Origin of the sequence: Vibrio sp. V43_P6S15P86 (assembly GCF_009904725.1) — a bacterium.
GTDB classification, from domain to species: Bacteria; Pseudomonadota; Gammaproteobacteria; order Enterobacterales; family Vibrionaceae; genus Vibrio; species Vibrio diabolicus.
Map to the genome: position 1 here is coordinate 1 of NZ_WXWT01000431.1, position 3428 is coordinate 3428.

General features: G+C 43.8%; 4 protein-coding genes. 1 reads left to right on the forward strand and 3 read right to left on the reverse strand.

The features are described from left to right. The first annotated feature begins 79 nt into the window (after positions 1–79). On the forward strand, positions 80–214 hold the full coding sequence (locus tag CAG69_RS22675) for a hypothetical protein (RefSeq protein WP_005391196.1): 135 nt from the start codon (positions 80–82) through the stop codon (positions 212–214). Between the two features lie 126 nt (positions 215–340). Here the strand turns inward: CAG69_RS22675 and CAG69_RS19430 are convergent, their stop codons facing one another. From CAG69_RS19430 to CAG69_RS19440, 3 genes are all read right to left on the reverse strand, one after another. Then, positions 341–955, reverse strand: coding sequence for a glutaredoxin domain-containing protein (locus CAG69_RS19430; RefSeq protein ID WP_161445745.1), 615 nt, complete (start codon positions 953–955; stop codon positions 341–343). Between the two features lie 44 nt (positions 956–999). Continuing rightward, positions 1000–1857, reverse strand: a complete 858-nt coding sequence (locus CAG69_RS19435) for a DMT family transporter (RefSeq protein WP_005391192.1) — start codon at positions 1855–1857, stop codon at positions 1000–1002. Between the two features lie 463 nt (positions 1858–2320). Then, entirely contained in the window at positions 2321–3292 is a 972-nt protein-coding gene (locus CAG69_RS19440) for a porin (RefSeq protein ID WP_048625262.1), read from the reverse strand. Positions 3293–3428: the final 136 nt, after the last annotated feature.

Consider the following 3428-nt stretch of genomic DNA (forward strand, 5'->3'; position numbering starts at 1 on the left):
ATGTGACTTAAGTCTTGTTTTTATCTGGTTGTGGTGTAAAATTACAACATAGTTAAGTCAATACATTCAGGAGAAGGTCATGGGTAACGAACTTGGTGGTGCTTATATTGGCCAGATGATTGCAAAAGACGCGATGCACAAAGCGCTTTACGGTAAAGCGAAGAAGAAAAAAGCTTCTGTTTTTGCTCGTGTTATGAAAAAACTGGCGAAATAATTTAAAAAGCCCTGATTGAAGAATCAGGGCTTTTTGCTTTTATCTGTCTTGTTTTTAGTGGCAGCCTACATATTGAACAACATTGGTAAACCACTACTCAAAGACGGATGGCATTTGAATCAAACGCTAAGCGGATTGGCTTGGTATCTCCACTACATTATTAGGCACTTTATCTAGCCCCTTTGCTGCTAACCACTTTTTTAAATCGTCAGCGCCTCCAACATACTTTCCATCCAACCAGATCTGCGGCACTGTTACCGGCGTTTTTTCTCCAATGATGGCCTTTACTTCGGGGATCATGCGATACAAAGCAGCGCTGTCTTTAACCACGTCATGATACTCGTATTGAACACCAGCATCGTCAAGTAGTTGTTTCGCTTTGACACAGTAAGGGCAGGTGGCTTTACCATAAACAATGTTGCCTTTTAGCTCATCGCGTTTGACCCATTCAGCGATAACTGATTGCACAAGCACGCCCCGGTTTAGCGCTTCTCCTTGGCTGACCACTTTTCCTTCGACAAGAAGAATCGGTGCATGCCAGGCCCCTGCTTTTACTGGTTCCCACCAATGTGATAACCAATCTTTTACTTCCAGTTCAACGGGGACATCAGCGAGTTCGTTTTTAAAAGTATCCGTCAAAATATCTTTAGTTAACGTACATTCACCACAAGGAATATTGACTTTGAATGGACCCCAACTACCAGCCCAGCGGTACAGTGTAATTTTGATTGGTTGACTCATATGGTGTTCCTCATTTCCTTTCCTGAAAATATAGAACCTTGAAATTAGACTTTTCTTTCAACTAGCTTTGTCTTTTTCGCTTCCCAGTGTGTAATAAACGCAATGGAGGCAATAATAATCGCGGCGCCTAGCCATAAACGACCAGGTGGTACCCAGCCAAACACCAACCAGCCAGCAACGACATTCAAAGGCAGTTTTGCGTGATCAAATGGTTGCACAAACGAGGCGTCTGCTACTGCATATGCTTTAACGATAGCCCATTGAGCGAGTGCAGTAAGCGCGCCTGCGGCTAAAAGTACGCCCCATATCGTCCAGGTATTTGGCATCGTAAATGTCGGTATTGCCAATAAGATATTAAACGGCGTTATCAGCAGTAATAAATAGACAACCATGGTTGAGGGCGGATCGTTGACCGACATTTTCTTTACCATCAGAGAATACGCTGCCCAGAAAAATGCGGCGCCAACAGGAAGCAGGGTCGCCCATGTAAATGAATCTGCCCACGGCTCAAGAATGATCATAGCACCAACGAACCCTGTTAATGTCGCTAACCAGCGTGCAGTACCTACTTTCTCTTTGAGTAACAAGCCAGATCCAACCGTTGCAAATAACGGAGAGGTCATCAGCAGCGCAATGCCTTGCCAAATCGGAACTGGATAAGCGAGTGCCCAAAGCCAAAGCTGAATCCCGATAACAGAGAGAAAAATACGGAAGGCATGCCAACCAAAGTGTTGGGTTCTTAGTGAGCGTCTAATTCCAAGTGTACGCAGATAGGGCAGAATGACAAATAAGGCAATAGCGTATTGGAATAACGCGAATGTGGTGGAAGAGACACCAAAGTTGATGCTAGCAATTTGGGCGAAGCTGTTCACTATGGCAAATGCCAAGCCAGCTGTTAGCATCCAGGACGCACCTTGAACAGGATGATGATTCAATTGAAAAATTCCAGTTTGATAGAGGTGGCGGGATCATACGTCCTATTGTTTTTCGCGCCAATAAAAAAATGCCTCCCAGAGGGAGGCGACATTACCAATTCAAAGGACGTGCCTGTTATAACAGGTACAAAGAACGAGAAGCACAAACGCTGCCATGCATTTGCATAAATAATATTGCAGAACACGTGCCAACTTTTATATGTTTGATTTTAAATGGTTTTTTGTTTTTCTATGTTGTCGATTAGATGAAATGCACTAACTTAGTGATCAATCGCATTAAAAGAGGGCAGAAGTAGGCTTCGTTACGCTCGTTTTTCATTGCTGAGCGATGCTTGGATAGTGTGAAAACTTATCGAGTTGTGTTGGGTTACATAAAAAATGGCCAGCAAAGGTGCTGGCCAAGTGGACTCGCTCTTAGGACAAGAGTGAATTAGAAATCGTAACGTACGCCTAGGCGCAGTGTATCTTCGCCTTCTGTTACTAGACCTGTTGTTGCATCTTTTGCTTCATCAAGTTGGTTGATGTAGTAAGACAGGTAAGTACGGAAGTTGCTGTTTAGTTTGTAGTAACCAACAAGCTCGATACCTTCAACGGTGTCGTACTTTGAACCGTTGTCTGGATCATTCTCTTGAGCTGTGTATAGCGCAGCAAGTGTCACTTTACTCGCTACTTTGTAGCTTGCTACTAACTCGTAAGCCGTAAAGTCTTCAGCGTCCGTCAATGAACCTTGAGAGTAAGTACCTGCTAGGTATAGGTTATCCATCGAGTAGGCGATACCACCTAGAATTTGATCTTCAGAGTTGTCTTTATCTACGTCGCCACCAGAATATGCAAGACCGAGGTCTAGGCCCATTGGCAGTGAGTACATTCCAGAGATGCCGTATTTATCTTCGTTATCACTAGAGTTTGCTTGGTAGGTTGCTTGTAGTTGTAGTGCATCAAACGCACCACGGTATGCGAAAACGCTGTCTTGCTTATCAGAAGAGGAATCGATAACTTGCTGAACACCAGAGAACTCAGTGATATCCGTCATGTCAGAGATGATGACTGCAGCCATGTCTTGACGACCTACAGAGAAAGCGCCGATATCAGAGTCGACACCTGCATACATGTAGCGGTTTTTGAATTCACTCTTGCCCGTTTTTTGCTCGGCTTCGTAAACACCGAATGCAGAAAGGCCATTGCCGATGTCCGTTTTACCTTTTAGATTAAGACGAGCGCGGCTTTTATCTTCCATAGAGCCTTCAACTTCAGCACCACCTGAACCGATGAAGTCACCACGGAACTCAACGCGGCCGCCAACTTTTAATTCAGTACCGTCGTTTTTGTATACTGTTGCTGCGAATGATGGTGCTGATACCAATGCTGTAAGAATTGCAGTAGTTAGTGCTGCCTTTTTCATTTTCTTATTACCCTAGTTGTAATCGATGGGCTTTCTTGCCCGATGTGTTGATGACGCTAAGGTAAACGCTGAAAATGAAAGATAGATTTCTGTTAAGTTATGATTTGATTGCACTTTTATTGCTGGCGATAATAAA